Source organism: Actinopolymorpha pittospori (assembly GCF_014873875.1).
Lineage (GTDB): Bacteria > Actinomycetota > Actinomycetes > Propionibacteriales > Actinopolymorphaceae > Actinopolymorpha > Actinopolymorpha pittospori.
This window is the reverse complement of sequence record NZ_JADBEM010000001.1, coordinates 1,736,580-1,752,834: the sequence shown is the minus strand read 5'-3', so window position 1 is coordinate 1,752,834 and position 16,255 is coordinate 1,736,580. Positions and strand designations below refer to the sequence as shown.

Sequence of the window (16,255 nt, the reverse complement as noted above, 5' to 3'; positions counted from 1 at the left end):
CGGCAGCCATCGCGTGGACGAATCTCAGCGTCGACGTCGGCCGGCCGCCAGGGCCAGGCCTCAGCACACCACCTGGGTACCGTTGGGCAGTGTCTGAGTTGCAGCAGTTGAACGCTGGTCATGCCCCGGCGGTCCTGACGTTCGAGCTGGCGAATCGCGCCTATTTCGCCGCCTCGATCTCCGACCGCGGCGACGCCTTCTTCGCCGAGTTCACCGACCGGCTCAACGCCTCGCTGGATGAGCAGGAGGCCGGCGTCTGCGCCTTCTACGTGCTCGTCGCCGGGGATGGCTCGGTACTGGGCCGGTTCAACCTGTTCGACATCGAGGACGGCACCGCGCATCTGGGCTACCGGGTCGCGCAGCACGTCGCCGGTCGCGGCGTGGCGACGGCGACCGTCCAGGATCTGTGCCGGCTGGCGGCGGCGCGGCATGGACTGAGCACACTCAGGGCGGCCGCCGCCCACGGGAATGTCGCGTCCCAGAAGGTGCTGACCAAGGCCGGGTTCGTCCCGGTTGGCCCTGCCGACCCGGCAGACCTCGGTGGTAAGCCAGGCACCTGGTACCAGCGCGACCTGGCCGCCGACTGACCCAGACCGAGGCGGCGTCGCCGGTGTGGATCACGTACCCGGCGTGAGGACGCCGGAAACGGACGGTCACCGGCCGCTCACCGCTAGGCGACCTCGCGGAGTGGTCCACACCCGAACACCGTCCGCAGCCCGTCGTCGCCTTCCGCGGTGATCCGGACGGCGCGCGCCGTGCCGACCCGGACGATCCAGCCGAGGGTGAAGAGCCGGTCGGCCAACGCCGCGCCGACGGCGCCGGCGAGGTGGGGCCGGCGTTCGGTCCAGTCCAGACAGTCCCGGACCAGCGGGCGGCGTCGCCTGGACAGGGTGGCGACGTCGATCCCGAACGCCGCGAGTTCCTCCCGGCCCTCGGCGGTGAGGGCCGGCCCGTCCGCGGCCAGGACTCCGCGGCGGCGTAGAGCGTCGGTCAGCTCCACTCCCGCGCGCCCGGCCAGGTGGTCGTAGCAGAGCCGCGCGGCGGCGAGGGTGCGGGCGCGGGAGGAGTCGCGAAGGTTGCGGACGGGTTCGCGCGGGGCGAGCTGGAGCAGCGGCTCGATCGCCTCGGCCACCTCCGGGCCGGCGAGCCGGTAATAGCGGTGCCGTCCCTGCGGGACCACGCTTGTCAAGCCGCCCTTGACGAGGCGGCCGAGGTGGTCACTGGCCGTGGACGGCGCGATCTGCGCGGCACGGGCCAACTCCCCGGCCGTCCAGGCCCGGCCGTCGAGCATGGCCAGCAGCATCCGGGCGCGGCTCTGGTCGGCGAGCAGGCCGGCCACCCGGGCGAGATCCACATCGGCGGGCATGACCCCACGCTACCCACGGGACGCTTCGGCACGGACCGAACCGTTCCCGCCCTAGCGTCGCCGGCATGTCCGACGTCAACCCCTCCGCGCCGACCCCGCCCGCCCCGACGGGCTCCGCCGACGGAACCGTTTCGACAGCCGCTCCGGCCCGCACATACCCGGCCACACCGGACACCTTGGGCCCCGGCCGGCCAGGGGCGAGGCATCGAAGGATCACGCCGTCGGTGCTCTACTTCGGTACGCCGGTCGTCCTGGTCACCACCCGCAACACCGACGGGTCGGCGAACATCACCCCGATGTCGTCGGCCTGGGCGCTCGGCTCGAGCGTCGTGCTCGGGCTCTCCGACAACGGCCAGGCGGTCCCGAACCTCGAACGCGAGCGGGAGTGCGTCCTCAACCTCCCCTCCGCACCGTTGTGGGAGGACGTCGAACGCCTGGCACCGTTGACCGGCCGCGACCCCGTTCCGGCGGCGAAGGCGGACAGGTACCGCCACGTGCGGGACAAGTTCGCCGCCGCCGGGCTGACCCCGCAGCCGGCGGAGACCGTCCGTGCGCCGCGGATCGCCGAGTGCCCGCTGCAACTCGAGGCCGAGGTCGTCTCCATCGAGCCCGGAAAGGAGGGCGGCTTCCAGATCGTCGAGACGTTGGTACGCCGGGTCCACGCGGCCGAGGACATCACCATCCCGGGTACCCAGCACATCGACACGGGCCGCTGGCATCCCCTGCTCTACGTCTTCCGGCACTACTTCGGGATCGGTGAGCGGCTCGGGCGGACCTTCAAGGCCGAAACCTGAGCGCTTCTCAGCTCACTGGGAGCGGGTGAGGCCGGACTGCACGGCGAAGACGACGAGTTGGGCGCGGTTGCGGGCGCCGAGCTTGACCATCGCCCGGCCGACGTGGGTGCGTACAGTCGCCGGACTGACGACCAACTCCGCTGCGATCTCGTCGTTGGAGCGGCCGGTAGCGACCCAGGTGAGGATCTCCCGCTCGCGTTCGGTCAGCCGGTCGATCTCCGGATGGGGCGCCACCGCGGACGGTTGCCGCACCGCGGACTCTGCGATCACGCGGCGGGTCACCGACGGGGACAGGAGCGAGCCGCCGTCGGCCACCGCACGGATCGCCCGCAGCAGCTCACTCGGCTCGGCGTCCTTGAGCAGGAAGCCGCTCGCTCCCAGGCGTAGCGCCTCGAAGACGTACTCGTCGAGCTCGAAGGTCGTCAACATCACCACCCGCACCTCGGCCAGCGCTGGTTCGGTCGTGATCTGGCGCAGTGTCTCCAGCCCGTCGTACACCGGCATTCGGACGTCCATGAAGACGACGTGAGGCGTGGTACGGCGCAGCAGCGTGAGCGCCGCCCCGCCGTCCGCGGCCTCACCGACCAGTTCGACGTCGTCCTCGGCGTCGAGAACCATGCGCAGTCCCATGCGGATGAGCGGCTCGTCGTCGACCACCACGACGCGGATCATGTCGCCGATCCTCGCACCGGCAGGTGGGCGCGGACGACGAATCCGCCGTCCGGGGCTGGCCCGGCCTCCAATCGCCCGCCCACGGCGAGGGCACGTCGACGCATTCCCGCGATGCCGTAACCAGGATGGGCCGTGCCGCCGCATCCCGTGTCGGCGACCTCCACGAGCAGTTCGTTTCCGGTGCGCCGGACGCGCACGGACGCCGTGGCCTTCGGGCCCGCGTGGCGGAGCACGTTGGTCAGGGACTCCTGGACGATGCGGTAGGCGACTTGGTCGACCTGGGCCCGTGAGCCGTCCCCGTCGCTTCGGTCGTGCGTGGCGACGCGCCGGCTGGGGGCGAGGCAGGCGTCGAGGTCCAGGAGGACCGGCAGGCCGGTCGACCGCATCCGGGCGGCGAGGGCCGGAACGTCGGCCAACCCGACGCCTGGCCAGCGCGGCTCGGACTGGCCGGTCTGGCCGCGCAGGGCGTCCAGCTCCGCCCGTAATCCGGCCAGCGACTCCTTGCTCGTGGAGCGGATCGCCTCCAGGGACTCGCGTGCCTGGCCCGGGTTCCGGTCCAGGACGTGCAGGGCGGCGCCGGCCTGCATGGCGATCACCGCCAGCCCGTGGCCCACGACGTCGTGGACCTCCTGCGCCAATGTCAGGCGTTCCTCGGTCAGGACGCGGCGTACCTGTTCGTCCCGCAGGCCAGCCTGGAACTCCCGACGTGCCCGGACCGTGAGGCCCGCCGCCGCGGGAGCGATGACCCAGGCTGGCACGTCGAGCAGCTGGTCCCAGCCGGTGGCGCCGGTGGCGGCTCCTCTCACCAGCACCGCCACCGCGGTCAGTCCCAGCAGCGCTACCACCGCCGGCACCGCCACACGCGGCGGATACCGGGAGGCCATCGTGTAGACGGCGACCAGGCAGGCGAAAAGGATCGGACCGTACGCGTAACCCAACGCGACGTAGGCCATGACCGCCAGACCGGTCACGGCGAACGTCCTCATGGGGTGGCGGCGCGTGAGCGCGAGCGGGACACAGGCCACCACGACGAGCACGTACGCCACGGTGTCGAGGTCCGGCATTCCCTGGCTTCGCGCCGCCGGCCCTGAGCCGACGAGCCCGAAGGCGAGAAGGGCCGCCGCGACAACGACGTCGACCCACGAGCGATGACGGCGTTCGGGGGGCGGCATGCGCCGATGGTAGGTCGGCCGGGCCGCCCGCGTCGTCAACACCGCGACGTACCCCGCCTACGCGTTCTGACGTGGGGCAGGTGTCGTCAGGTGGCGGACGACCGATGGCCCCGCGGGCTGCGACGCTGCCGGTCATGAGCGAGAACATCGTGGTCACTGGCCAGCTGACGAAACGGTACGGCGACCGGCTCGCGGTGGACTCGGTGAGCCTGACGATCCGGCGCGGCGAGGTGTACGGCTTCCTGGGTCCCAACGGGGCCGGGAAGACGACCACCCTGCGGATGCTGCTCGGCCTGGTTCGCCCCACCAGCGGTCGGGCAAGCGTGCTCGGCGTGGCCCCGGGCGCGCCCGCCGCCCTCGCCCGGGTCGGCGCCCTGATCGAAGGGCCTGGTTTCTTCCCGTTCCTGTCCGGCCGGGACAATCTGCGCGTACTCGCCCGCCATGCCCGGCTCGGCGACGTGGCGGTCGAGGCGGCGCTCGAGCAGGTCGATCTCAGCGGCCGGGCTTCTGACTCGTTTCGGTCGTACTCCCTTGGCATGAAGCAACGACTGGGGGTCGCGGCGGCGCTCCTCGGCGACCCGGAGCTGCTGATCCTCGACGAGCCGACCAACGGCCTGGATCCAGCGGGGATGGCCGACATGCGTGACCTCGTCCGCGCCCTCGTCGACGCCGGTCAGACCGTGCTGCTCTCCAGCCACCTCCTCGGCGAGGTGCAGGAGGTGTGCGATCGGGTGGGAGTCATCTCCCGGGGCAGGTTGCTGACCGAGCGGACGCTCACGGAACTGCGCGGCGCCACCGGCCTGCTGGTTCGCGCCGAACCGCTGAGCCGGGCGACGGAGGTGGCGACCCGGCTCCTCGGCGCCGCGAACGTGGCGGCGGTCGACGGTGCGCTCCGCCTGGTCACCGACCCGCCCGGTGTCGCGGAGGTCGTCCGCACCCTCGTGCGCGCTGACGTCGAGGTGTCGGAGGTCCGACCGGTGGAGCGCACGTTGGAGCAGGTCTTCTTCGAGCTGACAACGCCCGAGCTGACGACGCCTGAGGAGGTCGCCTCATGATCACGAGTGTTCGCGCCGAACTGTTCCGGTTGGCTCGCTGGCCGGTCACCTGGGTCATCGCCGGCACATGGGTGGTCCTGAACCTGGCGTTCGGCTATCTCTTCAACTACCTCGCCTACCGCAGCGAGGACGGCCGCGGACTCGCCGCCACCTCGGCCGGGGACGCTCCGGCCGAGCTGCTGCTCACCCAGCTGCTGCCGGAACGGGCGCCGGTCGTGCTCGTCCAGGGACTCCCGATGTTCGGTTCGGCTCTCATCCTGATCTTCGCAGCGCTCGCGGTCGGCGGCGGTTACGCGTGGGGCACGTGGAAGACCGTGTTCACGACCGGACCTGGGCGACTCACGGTGTGGGGTGGGACGGTGGGCGCGATCGGTGTCGCGCTGGCGGCGATCCTCCTGCTGACTCTCGCGCTCGACCTCGCCACGGCGCTCACGGTCGCCGCGCTGGAGTCGCAGCCGGTGACCTGGCCCGGTGTCCCGAACCTGCTCGAAGGTTTCGGTTCGGCGTTGCTGATCAGCGCCATGTGGGCCACGGCGGGCGTCCTGCTCGGAACCGTCGCGCGCGGACCCGCCCTGGCCGCCGGGCTCGGACTGGTCTGGGTGCTCGTGGTCGAGAACCTGCTGCGCGGTGTCGCCGGTCTCCTGGGGTCGATCGCGACCGTCACCGACGTGCTGCCAGGGACCGCGGCCGGTTCGCTGGCGGGAGCTTTGGGGGCACTGGCCGAGGGCGAGGCCGACGGGACACCGGGGGTGCTCACCACCCTGGACGGCGCTACGGCGACGGCGCTGCTCGGCGGCTACCTGCTGGCGTTCCTGGTCCTGTCGGCCGCACTCACCCGACGCCGCGACGTCATGGCGTAGCCCTCACCAGCCGATGTCGTGGTGGCGGTGGTCATCCAGTCCTCGAGCTCGCTCGCGGTCGGGATACCCGATCGCCCGTCGATGGCGCGGCAGGACATCGCGGCCGTGGCGTTGGCGTACCGGATCGCCTCGGTCAGTGTGAGCCCACGGTCGACGGCGACGAGCAGGGCGCCGTGGAAGACGTCGCCGGCCCCGAGGGTGCTCACGACGTCGATGGTGAAGCCGGGTACGTCGACGCGGCGGCCGTCGAGGTCGAGGGCCACCGCGCCGTCCCCGCCGTCGGTGGCCACCACCAGCCCCGCGCCGTCCAGGCGGGCGCGTTCGAGCAGGTCGTCGACACCGAGGTCGCCGTAGGCGCGGCGCAGTGCGACGACGGTCGGCGCGTACAGATCGACCCCGCGCGGGTGGAAGCCGGGGATCGGGTTGCCCGCGTCGACCGAGACCCGCGGGCCGGACGTGGAGCCGGAGCCGGAACCAGGCCGGGCCCCGGGCGGGGGCAGGATCCCCCGCGTAGCCGGCCAGCCGAGGTGGTCGAGGTGCACCCAGGTCGCGTCCGCGATCAGCTCCCGGCCACGCGCGCCGATGTCGAACGCCGGCAGCGCCCGGGTGCAGATCGACCGGGTGCCGGAGGACTGGTCGACCAGGATCACGCTCGCCCCACCCGCTCCCGCGGGTACCGGGGCCACGCCGGACAGGTCGATCCCCTCGGCCGCGAGGTCGGAGCGGATCCGTTCCCCGGTCGCGTCCTCGGCCACCGGTCCGATGAACGCGACGTCCGCGCCGAGCCTGGCGGCGGTCACCGCGGCGGTCGCGGAGTTGCCACCGCCCGCGTGCACCAGCGTGTCGGCGAGCATCCGCTCGTCGGGTCCGGGCAGGTGCGCGACGACGGCGATGGCGTCGTGGTTGACCGACCCGACGAAGACGAGCCGGCTCACGCGCCCACCGCCTGGAACGGGCGGGCGTTGGCCGAGACGATCGCGGCCAGCTCCCGCAGGTAGGGGACCGACTCCTCGCGCAGGGCGCGGGTCCGGTCGGCGGCGGGCAGCGCGTTGGTCCACAGGGCCCGGCCCGCCAGCAGACCCGAGGCGCCGCCCCTGCAACAGGCGGCGACGGCGGCGGGGAAGTCGGCCCGGGTGACGTTGGAGGACAGCACCACCCACGGGCAGGGGACCGCGTCGGTCACCTCCCGCGCGGCCTTGGTGATGCGGCCGGCGTCGTCACGGCCGAAATACGGAACCTCCGCCTTGTACAGGCTCGGACCGAGCCCGCCCAGCGCCCGCGCACACCGCAGCAGGGTCGCCTCGCGGTCGAAGGTGTCCTCCTCCCGCTGCCGCCCGGTCGGACGTACGACCCCTTCGACGATGCTCGGCAGGCCCGCCGCGCGGCAGGCGGCGACGAACCGTTCCGCGTCGGCGAGCCGTTCGTCGGCCTGGTCGTCCTCCCGCCACACGACCAGCAGCTTCGCCGCCGCCACACCGCGCGCGGCGTACCCGGGCAGGTCGAGCGTCTCGTCGAACCGCGCCTCACCGACGACCTCGCCCGGACGGGCGGTGAGCAGGTCGACCGCGACGATCAGCCCGCTGCGTTCGCCCGGAACGGCCGACCCGCCGCCCTCGGCGGCGAGGATCGAACCACCCAACGCCGGGTCGAGGAGGAAGCCCGACCCGTGCGGCCCCAGGGCGGCGGCGACCTCCTGCTTGAAGCTGCTCAGCTCCTCGTCGGCGACGTCGTCCGGCCTGCGTTCCGACGTCTGCGCGAGCATCGCGCGCAGGGACTCACGCTGGTCCATCGCCACCATGACGAAGGTGCCGTCGTCGCGGGCGAGTCTGCGAAGGCCTGGGTCGGGCATGCGGTTCCTTCCGGGCTGGGACGGGTCGCACGACGACCGAACCAGAGCGCCGAGGCGCGGTCAACCCGTCGTGTCCGACACCGGCGACGGCCTCCCGCGTGTCCGTTTCCTCAACAAGGATGTCCGTCGAGGGCCTGCGGTCCGGGTGCCTGGCGCACCTACGGTCGACGCATCGGCGGCGCCACGTCGTCGGATCCCGATGCCAGGAGGAACGATGGTGGACGATTCGCAGCTCGCTTCCTACGCCAAGGCGTACGCCGAGGACGGCTACGTGCTCGTCAAGGGCGTGCTGGACAAGGCGGAGGCGAAGGCCTACCGCGAGGAGAGCCACGCGCTGATCGAGCGGCTCAACCGGGACTACGACCCGACCTGGGAGAGTGCCCGGCAACTCGGCATGGGTCAGAACACCGAGCTGAAGCACTGTCACGACGCGCAGTTCTACGCGGCGGCGTTCGCCCGGCTGATCGTGGATCCGAGGTTCACCGACGTGGCGGCGGCCGTGATGGGGACCCCGAACGTCCAGTTGCACCACACGAAGCTGTTCGTGAAGCCGCCGGAGAAGGGCTCTCCCTTCCCGATGCACCAGGACTATCCGTTCTTCCCGCACACCAACGACTCGATGGGCGCCGCGATCTTCCACTTCGACGACGCGCCCCTGGAGAAGGGCTGCGTGCGGGTGGTGCCCGGCAGCCACAAGCAGGGGCCGCTGCAGCACGCGCCGGAGGGCAGTTGGCACCTGCCGTTCTCGGAGTGGCCGCTGGAGAAGGCGGTGCCGTGTGAGGCGGAGGCGGGTGACGTGTTGTTCTTCACCTACCTGACGGTGCACGGTTCGGGGATCAACGCCAGTTCGAAGGCGCGGACGACGCTGCTGGTGCAGTACCGCGACCCGGCCGACCCGCCGACCACCGACCTGCACACCGGTTCGCTCGGCCAGGGCATGATCCTGCGCGGCATCGACCCGACGTCGCGAGCAGCGGCCACGGGGTGACGCCCCGGCCGGGGGTGCCTGGCAACGGTCGGGCGATCGAGGCGCTGACCCCTGTCCGCGTCGGTGTCGACGTCGCGGGACACCGCGCGGAGTTCCTGTACTGGGGTTTCTACGAGCCCCGGCCGTGGCGGAACTACCTGCACACCCATTCCTTCTTCGAGATCTGTTACGCCTACACCGGCCAGGGTGTCTTCCGGACCGGTGGGCGCGAGTACCCGGTGGACGCGGGCACGCTGTTCGTCGCCCGGCCCGGTGACGTGCACGAGATCGTGTCCAGCGACGACGACCCGTTGTGTGTCCACTTCTGGTCCTACACGCTGGTGCCGACTCCGGGCCGCCGGCGAGACCAGGCGGCGGGCCGGGAGTTACTGGACCAGTTCGCGGCGCCGGGCGCTCCCGTCGTGTCGAGGACCGCCGGACCGATACCGGCGGTCCTCGACCTGCTGGCGGGCGAGGCCGCCGCGCCGGGTCCGGCGTACGGCGAGGTGCTGCCCGGGCTCGCCGGCGTCCTGGTGGTCGACACCGCCCGGGCCGTGGTGGGCGAGTCGGGGACCCGGCCGCGTCCCGATCCGGCCTCCGGCAGCCGGGAGGAGCAGGCGGCGGCGCGGATGGTCCGCTACCTGCAGGACAACTTCGACCGGGCGGTCGCCGTTCGCGACGTCGCCGCGCAGGTGCACCTGAGCGAGCGGCAGGTGAGCCGGTTGTTCCGAGCGTTCACGGGGACGACGATCCACGCGTTCCTCGTCCGGCTCCGGCTCGGGCTCGAGATCGCGGCCCAGCGCCTGCTCGAACGGTCCGCCGCCGAGCCGCCCTCCCTCGCCGAGATCGCCCGCGCGTGCGGGTATCCAGACGTCCGGCATTTCACGACGGCGTTCCGCCGGCACTGGGGAGTCCCGCCGGGAGCGTTCCGCGTTGGGACTGGAACCGCGCACCTGGGCGGCCCGGACGGCGACGAACCAGCGGCCACCACATGATCACCACGTAACGGTGAAATCCGGCGACACCGGTAATTCTTCGTTGACGCTTCTGATCGGGGATGACTACCGTCCGTGGAGTTCGTGTCGGTTTTCCCGGCAGTTTTCCCAGTCCCGGCCGCCGCATGGCCGCCGTCAGTCCTGGAGGTCACGTGGTCGAACCCAGCCATCAACGCGTCAGTGCTGCCGCGATTGAGTTGCCGCCCACCCGGACAACGCTTGCCGACGTCGCCGACCGAGCCGGGGTGTCCCGCTCCACGGCGTCGCGGGCACTGACCGGTCGCGGCTACGCCGCACCGGCGGCCAAGGAACGAGTGCTGCTCGCCGCGGAGGAGTTGGGGTACGTGCCCGACGCCAACGCCCGCAGCCTCAAGGCCCGCCACGCACTCACCGTGGGGCTGTTGGTCTCGGACCTGCGAAACCGTTTCTACGCCGACGTCGCCGCGGGGGCGAGTTCGGTGCTGAAGGAAGAGGGCTACACGATCGTCCTGGTCGACGACACCGGCAGCGACCTGGAGGAGATGGCGGCGGCGCGCACCGTCCTGGAGATGCGGGTCGCCGGTGTCCTGCTCACCCCGGTCTCGCCGGCGGCCAGCCAGCTGATCACCAGGAACGGCGTCCCCCTGATCGAGATCGACCGGCAGTTCTGCCGGGGTGAGTGCGACGCGGTCCTCGTCGACAACGTGACCGGCGCCCGCCAGCTCACCGAGCATCTCCTCGGACTCGGCCACCGGCGGATCACGATGATCGTGAACGAGACCGAGTGGACCACCAACGCCGGACGCCACAAGGGCTACCTGCAGGCGTGGAGCGCCGCGGGCCGGCGCATGCCCGACGACGCCGTACTGCTCTGCGGCTTCGACGAGAAGCAGATCGAGGACAGTACGGCGGAGCTGCTCTCCGACCGGCACCGTCCCACCGCGGTGTTCGCCGCCAACAGCGTCGTCGCCGAGGCGGTCTGGCGACAGGCCGCCCGCCTCGGCCTGCGGATTCCGGAGGACCTCTCCTTCGTCGCCTTCGACGACTCGCCCTGGATGAGCATGGTCGATCCGGGGGTGACGACGGTCGCCCAGCCCTCGGTCGAACTCGGCGCCCGCGCGGCGCGGCTGCTGCTCAACCGGATGGCCAAGCCCGGTCGCCCGCGTACCAGCCGGCTGGACTGTCCCCTGATCGTGCGGGGCTCTACAGCACGGCTGGTTAGGCGCCGCCGCGCCGCCCGCAAGGCGACCGCGGTCGCCGGTTCCGCTCGTTGACGTAAGCGGACGCGCGCCCTACGTTCCGGGTGGGAACGATGCCACCCAGGCCCCCGGTGGGCATGCGAGGAGCGCCAGCGATGTCGAGACCACAGGCGTCACCGAGTCGTGTCCTGCACATGGTCGGGAACGCACACATCGACCCGGTGTGGCTGTGGCAGTGGCCGGAGGGTTTCCAGGAGGCGCGGGCGACGTTTCGGTCCGCGATCCAGCGGATGGAGGAGTACCCCGGCTTCGTCTTCACCTGCGACCAGGTCGCGTTGCTGGCCTGGGTCGAGGAGAGCGACCCGGCCCTGTTCGAACAGATCCGCAAACGGGTCGCGGAGGGGCGCTGGGTCAACGTCGGTGGCTGGTGGGTCGAGCCCGACTGCAACCTTCCGACCGGTGAGTCCTTCGTCCGCCAGGGCCTGTACGGCCAGCGCTACCTGCGGGAGAAGTTCGGCCAACCGGCGACGGTGGGGCTGAACGCCGATCCGTTCGGCCACCACGCGAACCTTCCGCAGATCCTGCGCAAGCAGGGTCTGTCCGCCTACTGCTTCCTGCGGCCCGGCGCGCAGGAGGCGCAGCTGCCCGGCAACCCCTTCTGGTGGGAGTCGGCCGACGGGTCCCGGGTGCTCGCCTACCGGATCCCGCACGAATACTGCAGCCCCGGCGCCGACATCGCCCACCACATCGACAAGGCGGTGGCGCAGCTTCCGCCCGGACTGTCCTGCGCGATGGTCTTCTACGGCGTCGGCAACCACGGCGGCGGTCCGACCAAGGCCAACCTCGACAGCGTGCACCGGTTGGACCAGCTCGGCTCCTACGGCGAGCTGCGCCTGTCCAGCCCACCGGCCTACGTCGCGCAGGTCGCGGCATCAGGTGCCGACCTGCCGGTGTGGCGCGGCGACCTGCAGCACCACGCCGCGGGCTGCTACTCCGCCCACTCCGGCATCAAGGCGTGGATGCGCGGGGCCGAGCACGCGTTGATGGTGGCAGAGCGCTGGGCGAGCGTCGCGGCGCAGGTGGCCGGGACGAGATATCCGCAGGAGGAGCTCACCCACGCCTGGAAGCTGGTGCTGTTCAACCAGTTCCACGACATCCTGCCCGGCACCTCCATCGAACCCGCCTACGACGACGCCCGCGACCAGCTCGGCGAGGCGCGGTCCATCGCCCGGCGTACCGTCAACCTCGCCTTGCAGACGCTCGCGCGTGACGCGGACATCCCGTTCCGGGAGGGTAGTCAGCCGGTGCTGGTCTTCAACCCACACCCCTGGCCGGTCCGTACCGACGTCGAGTGCGAGTTCGCGCTCAGCGCCGACCGGGCCTGGGTGGAAGACGACACGGGCACGCCTGTGCCGGCGCAGCGGACGCGCGCCCTCGCGACGACCTGGGATCCGCGCCGCCTGGTCTTCCCGGTCGAGCTGCCCCCGCTCGGCCGGCGGTTGTACTGGATCCATCCCGAGTCCCTACCCGGTGGCTCACCCGCGCCCGCCCCGGCCGCTCCCACCCCGCTGGCTGCCGCGCCCGTGCTGGAGAACGCCCATCTGCGCGTCGTGCTCAGCGTCGACCGGGGCGGAGTGGCGGGCCTGTTCCTCAAGGAGGGCGGGGTGTTCGTGCTGGACGGCGTACGCACCCCGCACACCGTGGTGAGCGACGACCCGACCGACACTTGGGGTCACCGGGTCGTCTCCTACACCGGGAGTGGGGCGGAGTTCACTGTCGACTCCGCCTCGATCGTCGAGGACGGACCGGTGCGTACCATCGCGCGCGTCGAGAGCAGTTACGGCACCTCCCGCCTGGTCGAGGAGTTCGTTCTCGGCGTCGACGCGCGGCACGTGGAGGTCCGCGTCACCCTCGACTGGCACGAACGCCTGAAGCTGCTGAAGTTGCGGATCCCCACGGCCCTTAGAGAGGCGACGGCGACCTACGAGATTCCCTTCGGCCACCTCACCCGGCCGGTCGACGGCGCGGAGGAACCGGGCCAGTCCTGGGTCGACGTCAGTGGCACCAACCGGCACCACGAACCGGTGGGGCTCACCGTCGTCAACGACGCCAAGGCGGCCTACGACGTGAGCCCGGGCGGCGACATCGGCATCACCGTGGCACGCAGCCCGGTCTACGCCTGGCACGAGCCCCGTCAACTCGACCCTGACGGGCACTACAGCTACCAGGACCAGGGCCGTCAGCGCTTCCGCTACCTCCTGGTGCCCTACGCCGGTGAACGCCCGACGGGGCAGGTCAACCGGCTCGCGGCGGAGCTGAACGAGCCCGTTCAGACGATGTATGAGTCCTACCACGACGGTCCTCGGCCGGCGACGACGTCCTACGCGGCGGTGTCGGAGGTCACCGGCGGCTCGGACGGCGAGTCCGCCACGTCGTCGGACTCGGTTGTCCCGACCGTGCTCAAGCGGGCGGAGGACGGCTCCGGGGCGCTGGTCGTCCGCGCCTATGAGTCGGCGGGCACGCGGACCGCCTGGAGCATGGACCTCGGTTTCGTCGGCCGCCGGATCGAGGCGACGTTCGAGCCGCACGAGATCAAGACCTTCCTCGTGCCGGCCGAGGCCGACCAGCCGGTCGTGGAGACCGACCTGCTCGAGGACCGGCTCGTCGCGGACGGCTGAGAGGAGCGCTCAGCCGGGCCGCCCAGCGCCGCCGTCGACGGGCGCGACGGGCGGCGCGGGTGCCGGGTGACCCACACAGGCGTGCCGTGCGCGCATCGACCTGGGTGTCGGGGGTTCCACACGAACGAAGGAGCAATGTATGCGTGACCTCCTGGCTCGACAGTTGGCGGACCATGTCGAGACCGCCCGGACGGTGGAGCCGCTTCTCGCCCAGGTCGCCGACCTCGGCGAACTGCTGTGTACGACGTTCGACAACGGAGGTCGGCTCTACACCTTCGGCAACGGTGGAAGCGCCTCCGACGCCCAACACCTCGCGGGTGAGCTCATCGGACGCTACAAGCGGGAGCGCCGCCCCCTGCCGGCGGTCGCGCTCAGCGTCGACCCGTCCGTGCTCACCTGCATCGGCAACGACTACAGCTTCGAGGACGTCTTCGCCCGCCAGGTCAGCGCGCTGGCCCGCCCCGGTGACGTGGTGGCCGCCTTCACCACCAGCGGGCGGTCCCCGAACGTCGTTCGTGGTCTGGCCGCCGCCCAGGAGGCCGGGGCGAAGACCGTCCTCTTCGCCGCCGGGTCGGGCGGGGACGCCGTACGCCATGCCGACTTCCCGCTCCTGGTGTCGGCCCTCACGACGGCCCGAACGCAGGAGATGCACCTGCTCCTGCTGCACCTGGTCAGCGAATGGGTCGACGCCTGGGCGGCGGGCGAGGCCGACGAACGCGGGACCTACCTGGCGGCTCCCGCCCGCGCCTGAGCGCGGGCAGGGGCCCGCTGCCGTGGTCGGCCGTGGAGGCCTGCCGTGGGGTCGGCCGTTGGGGGCTTGGGCGTGGTCAGCCGCGTCCGGCGAGGAACTCGACCAGCCGGTCGGTGAGGTCCTCCGGCTGTTCCAGCGTCATGGCGTGGCTGGCGTTCACCTCCACCACGCGTACGGCCGGGTTGGCCGCCCGCAGCCGCGCGAAGTCCCGGTCCAGGCCACGGCGGAACGCCGCCATCAGGTCCCCGAACGCCTGCGCGGCCGGGAGGTCCCTGGTCGCCAGGCAGACCAGGATCGGGCACCGAACCTCATGCAGGACGGGGAAGAGGTCATCCTCGAGGAGGGAAGCCCGCAGCGCGCTGACGAACTCCGGCCCGGGCCGCAGGAACGTCTGCCCGTCGCGGACGGTGAGGTTGCGGTCGAAGATCTCCACGGCCTGCTCCTCGGTGAGGACCAGGCCGGCCGCCTGCGCCCGGTGCTGGTTTCGCATCGCCTCGACCTGCTCCGGTGCGAGCGGCTGGCCCATCGCGTGTGCCTGCCCGGTGAACAGCTCCGAGAGCCTCGCGAGGTCGGCGGCGAGCTGGGCGGGGTCCATGCCGACGTAGTTGTCCGGGTGGGTCTCCGCGCCGCGATGCCCGTCGAAGTTGACGATCCCCGGACAGTTCGGGTGCTCGCGGCCCCACCAGGTCGCGATGCTGCCGCCGAGTGAGTGGCCGGCCACCGCCGGGTTGTCGAAGCCGAAGTGGTCGGCCACGGCCGCGATGTCGGTCAGTGCGTCCGCCCAGCTCCACGGACCGTCGCCGGAACGTCCGTGGCAGCGCAGGTCCAGTGCGACGACGCGGTGGTGGGGGGTGAGCCGCTCGGCGGTCGTCGTCCAGGCGAGCAGGTTGCCACCCGCGCCGTGCACCAGGATCAGCGGAAGGCCGGTGCCACCGAAGTCGCGGACGGCGATGGGGACCGGGCCGGACTCGACCATCAGGTCGATCGGCGTCGAGGGCGCGCTCACGGCCGTCGAGGTGCCGGTGGACTCAGCCGCGGAACTGGCCGTGGACGTAGCGGTGGACGTGGCGGCAGACGTGGCGGTGGACTCAGGTGGGGACGTGGGGATGTTCGGTTCAGGTGCCATGGGCATGGTGATCCTCCCGGATGAGGGCATGGGGCAGTGACCGCCGGCCGCCCGGCCGGCGTGGGCACGGGTGGTGGCGGGGCGTCGAGGCGATGTGTGGTGGCGGGTTGTCGGGCTGGTGGGGTGACGCCCGAACCGTGGAACGCTCAGGTTCAGGTCATGGCGTCATGGCGTCATGGCGTCGACGGAGCCGGTCGCGGACGGAGGTGACGTCCACGCCGCCGTCGGGGTGCTGGGTGAGCTTGCCGCGGCTGAGCAGGTCGTGGACACCCTGCCGGGTGACGCCGAGCATCGCCGCGGCCACGGCGTTGGTCACGGCCGGGACGGTCGGGTGGCCGAGCCGGCGCGCGGTGACCTGGCCGAGCGGTGTCCGCCACCACTGTGCGGGCGGGTCGAACACCTCGTCGGCCGGGTACAACGCGCTGACCAGGCGCACGACGACGTACATCGCCTGTTGTTCGGTGCCGTCGAGGAGCTGATCGGCCCAGGCTCGTGCCTGGTCGTTCGCCCGGTCGCGGAGCTGGTCGAGCACCGGGCCCGGGGCGAGCAGGATGTCGATCGGGTCGAGCAGCCGGTTGTCGAGGAGCTGGCGGAGGTGTGCGGCCAACTGCTCGCGTTCGGCGTCAGTGGTTGTCATGTCAGCGCTCACTCACCATCGCCCGACCTCCCGTCTACTTGACGCCTATCGTCAAGTACTTGACGTCTCATGTCAAGAAGCTCGAAGGGCCCTGTCGTCCAACGCGAATCCCGCTGTCGCTGGCCACGTTAAGGTCACCTCAATTTCATGCTCGG

Annotated in this window: 17 protein-coding genes; 10 read left to right on the top strand and 7 right to left on the bottom strand. The window is 71.7% G+C overall.

The annotated features are described in order from the left end of the window. Positions 1-89 precede the first annotated feature (89 nt). Entirely contained in the window at positions 90-587 is a 498-nt protein-coding gene (locus tag HEB94_RS08320) for a GNAT family N-acetyltransferase (RefSeq protein WP_192749363.1), read from the top strand. Positions 588-670: 83 nt separating this feature from the next. On the opposite strand, the gene HEB94_RS08315 is transcribed toward HEB94_RS08320, so the two are convergent. Further along, positions 671-1,366, bottom strand: a complete 696-nt coding sequence (locus HEB94_RS08315) for an ArsR/SmtB family transcription factor (protein ID WP_192749362.1) — start codon at positions 1,364-1,366, stop codon at positions 671-673. 65 nt (positions 1,367-1,431) lie between these two features. Between HEB94_RS08315 and HEB94_RS08310 the strand changes: the two genes are divergently transcribed. After that, entirely contained in the window at positions 1,432-2,160 is a 729-nt protein-coding gene (locus tag HEB94_RS08310) for a flavin reductase family protein (protein WP_192749361.1), read from the top strand. Positions 2,161-2,172: 12 nt separating this feature from the next. Here the strand turns inward: HEB94_RS08310 and HEB94_RS08305 are convergent, their stop codons facing one another. Then, positions 2,173-2,832 (bottom strand): response regulator, encoded by a 660-nt coding sequence (locus tag HEB94_RS08305; protein ID WP_192749360.1) that lies wholly within the window; start codon positions 2,830-2,832, stop codon positions 2,173-2,175. Continuing rightward, a complete protein-coding gene (locus tag HEB94_RS08300; RefSeq protein ID WP_192749359.1) occupies positions 2,829-4,004 on the bottom strand; it encodes a sensor histidine kinase in 1,176 nt (391 codons plus the stop codon). Before HEB94_RS08300 ends, HEB94_RS08305 begins: the two co-directional genes overlap by 4 nt. 134 nt (positions 4,005-4,138) lie before the next feature. On the opposite strand from HEB94_RS08300, the gene HEB94_RS08295 reads away from it, so the two are divergent. Both HEB94_RS08295 and HEB94_RS08290 read left to right on the top strand, forming a co-directional pair. Next, complete coding sequence (locus HEB94_RS08295) at positions 4,139-5,059, top strand: ABC transporter ATP-binding protein (protein ID WP_192749358.1); 921 nt, start codon at positions 4,139-4,141, stop codon at positions 5,057-5,059. Continuing rightward, positions 5,056-5,919, top strand: coding sequence for an ABC-2 transporter permease (locus tag HEB94_RS08290; RefSeq protein ID WP_192749357.1), 864 nt, complete (start codon positions 5,056-5,058; stop codon positions 5,917-5,919). Before HEB94_RS08295 ends, HEB94_RS08290 begins: the two co-directional genes overlap by 4 nt. On the opposite strand, the gene HEB94_RS53405 is transcribed toward HEB94_RS08290, so the two are convergent. Together HEB94_RS53405 and HEB94_RS08280 are read right to left on the bottom strand one after the other, a co-directional pair. Next, on the bottom strand, positions 5,856-6,854 hold the full coding sequence (locus HEB94_RS53405; protein WP_202896219.1) for a PfkB family carbohydrate kinase: 999 nt from the start codon (positions 6,852-6,854) through the stop codon (positions 5,856-5,858). The two genes, HEB94_RS08290 and HEB94_RS53405, sit on opposite strands and share 64 nt — an antisense overlap. Further along, positions 6,851-7,768 carry a hypothetical protein gene (locus HEB94_RS08280; protein ID WP_192749356.1) on the bottom strand — a complete coding sequence of 306 codons (918 nt, stop codon included), beginning with the start codon at positions 7,766-7,768 and terminating at the stop codon, positions 6,851-6,853. Before HEB94_RS08280 ends, HEB94_RS53405 begins: the two co-directional genes overlap by 4 nt. Positions 7,769-7,982: 214 nt before the next feature. Between HEB94_RS08280 and HEB94_RS08275 the strand changes: the two genes are divergently transcribed. From HEB94_RS08275 to HEB94_RS08255, 5 genes are all read left to right on the top strand, one after another. Further along, positions 7,983-8,756, top strand: a complete 774-nt coding sequence (locus tag HEB94_RS08275) for a phytanoyl-CoA dioxygenase family protein (RefSeq protein WP_192749355.1) — start codon at positions 7,983-7,985, stop codon at positions 8,754-8,756. After that, positions 8,753-9,730, top strand: coding sequence for a helix-turn-helix domain-containing protein (locus HEB94_RS08270; RefSeq protein WP_192749354.1), 978 nt, complete (start codon positions 8,753-8,755; stop codon positions 9,728-9,730). The genes HEB94_RS08275 and HEB94_RS08270 overlap by 4 nt, the downstream gene beginning before the upstream one ends. A gap of 152 nt (positions 9,731-9,882) precedes the next feature. Further along, entirely contained in the window at positions 9,883-10,983 is a 1,101-nt protein-coding gene (locus HEB94_RS08265) for a substrate-binding domain-containing protein (protein WP_202896218.1), read from the top strand. Between the two features lie 80 nt (positions 10,984-11,063). After that, complete coding sequence (locus HEB94_RS08260; protein WP_192749352.1) at positions 11,064-13,586, top strand: alpha-mannosidase; 2,523 nt, start codon at positions 11,064-11,066, stop codon at positions 13,584-13,586. Positions 13,587-13,725: 139 nt separating this feature from the next. Further along, positions 13,726-14,337 carry a D-sedoheptulose-7-phosphate isomerase gene (locus HEB94_RS08255; RefSeq protein WP_192749351.1) on the top strand — a complete coding sequence of 204 codons (612 nt, stop codon included), beginning with the start codon at positions 13,726-13,728 and terminating at the stop codon, positions 14,335-14,337. Between the two features lie 76 nt (positions 14,338-14,413). Here HEB94_RS08255 and HEB94_RS08250 read toward each other — a convergent pair whose 3' ends face one another. Continuing rightward, complete coding sequence (locus tag HEB94_RS08250) at positions 14,414-15,343, bottom strand: alpha/beta fold hydrolase (protein WP_202896217.1); 930 nt, start codon at positions 15,341-15,343, stop codon at positions 14,414-14,416. A gap of 16 nt (positions 15,344-15,359) precedes the next feature. On the opposite strand from HEB94_RS08250, the gene HEB94_RS08245 reads away from it, so the two are divergent. Next, positions 15,360-15,503 carry a hypothetical protein gene (locus HEB94_RS08245; protein WP_192749350.1) on the top strand — a complete coding sequence of 48 codons (144 nt, stop codon included), beginning with the start codon at positions 15,360-15,362 and terminating at the stop codon, positions 15,501-15,503. A gap of 117 nt (positions 15,504-15,620) precedes the next feature. Here HEB94_RS08245 and HEB94_RS08240 read toward each other — a convergent pair whose 3' ends face one another. After that, the gene (locus tag HEB94_RS08240; protein ID WP_192749349.1) at positions 15,621-16,100 is read right to left on the bottom strand and encodes a hypothetical protein; all 480 of its coding nucleotides are present in this window, start codon (positions 16,098-16,100) and stop codon (positions 15,621-15,623) included. Positions 16,101-16,255 lie beyond the last annotated feature (155 nt).

Excerpts from the sequence above, each read along its gene's own strand:
- HEB94_RS08315 (WP_192749362.1), bottom strand. The coding sequence starts at position 1,366 with ATGCCCGCCGATGTGGATCTCGCCCGGGTGGCCGGCCTGCTCGCCGAC.
- HEB94_RS08310 (WP_192749361.1), top strand. The coding sequence starts at position 1,432 with ATGTCCGACGTCAACCCCTCCGCGCCGACCCCGCCCGCCCCGACGGGC.
- HEB94_RS08305 (WP_192749360.1), bottom strand. The coding sequence starts at position 2,832 with ATGATCCGCGTCGTGGTGGTCGACGACGAGCCGCTCATCCGCATGGGA.
- HEB94_RS08300 (WP_192749359.1), bottom strand. The coding sequence starts at position 4,004 with ATGCCGCCCCCCGAACGCCGTCATCGCTCGTGGGTCGACGTCGTTGTC.
- HEB94_RS08295 (WP_192749358.1), top strand. The coding sequence starts at position 4,139 with ATGAGCGAGAACATCGTGGTCACTGGCCAGCTGACGAAACGGTACGGC.
- HEB94_RS08290 (WP_192749357.1), top strand. The coding sequence starts at position 5,056 with ATGATCACGAGTGTTCGCGCCGAACTGTTCCGGTTGGCTCGCTGGCCG.
- HEB94_RS08280 (WP_192749356.1), bottom strand. The coding sequence starts at position 7,768 with ATGCCCGACCCAGGCCTTCGCAGACTCGCCCGCGACGACGGCACCTTC.
- HEB94_RS08275 (WP_192749355.1), top strand. The coding sequence starts at position 7,983 with ATGGTGGACGATTCGCAGCTCGCTTCCTACGCCAAGGCGTACGCCGAG.
- HEB94_RS08260 (WP_192749352.1), top strand. The coding sequence starts at position 11,064 with ATGTCGAGACCACAGGCGTCACCGAGTCGTGTCCTGCACATGGTCGGG.
- HEB94_RS08255 (WP_192749351.1), top strand. The coding sequence starts at position 13,726 with ATGCGTGACCTCCTGGCTCGACAGTTGGCGGACCATGTCGAGACCGCC.
- HEB94_RS08240 (WP_192749349.1), bottom strand. The coding sequence starts at position 16,100 with ATGACAACCACTGACGCCGAACGCGAGCAGTTGGCCGCACACCTCCGC.